The sequence below is a fragment of the Pseudomonas sp. KB_15 genome (assembly GCF_052114525.1).
Lineage (GTDB): Bacteria > Pseudomonadota > Gammaproteobacteria > Pseudomonadales > Pseudomonadaceae > Aquipseudomonas.
Map to the genome: position 1 here is coordinate 1 of NZ_JBFREX010000213.1, position 449 is coordinate 449.

Consider the following 449-nt stretch of genomic DNA (forward strand, 5'->3'; position numbering starts at 1 on the left):
GTCTCGAGCCGTGCGCTTTCCACAGTGGCGGACCCTTTGACCGTCACGCCGGCGGGCAAATCGATAAGATGGCGTCCCACACAACGCGGGATTAGGTTGGTAGTCAGGGCATTCACTGTCTGTTGTTCCTGAGCCGTCAATGAAGGGGATTTCGCACAAGCCGGCAGCACAAGCGCTACGCCCGCGAGCGCGCTGATCACCACATATCGTTTCATCATCGCGGCGCGCTCAGAAGGCATTCGGCCGGGGCCGCAGGGTTCGGGAGATGGCGTCCCAGACCGCGAGGGCCTCGGCGTCCGTCAGCGATGCGCGTTCGAGCTTTTCATCGCTTGGGAGTGGGTTCGCTGTCTCCATATTGAGTCGTACGAACGGTGCCAGAACATCATCTGAGCGTGCGTTTCCTTCGAGCGTAAAGACGTGCCCGTGCACTTCCGTAACCGGCCTTGGCC

The 449-nt window shown here is 61.0% G+C and carries 2 protein-coding genes; both read right to left on the reverse strand.

The window, feature by feature from the left end:
* Window positions 1-239, reverse strand: a 239-nt coding sequence (locus AB4Z35_RS30520; RefSeq protein ID WP_442101232.1) for a hypothetical protein, incomplete at its 3' end; no start/stop codon positions are given.
* Window positions 229-449: T6SS immunity protein Tli4 family protein (locus AB4Z35_RS30525; RefSeq protein WP_442101233.1), on the reverse strand; the 221-nt coding region annotated here is incomplete at its 5' end. The genes AB4Z35_RS30520 and AB4Z35_RS30525, both read right to left, overlap by 11 nt.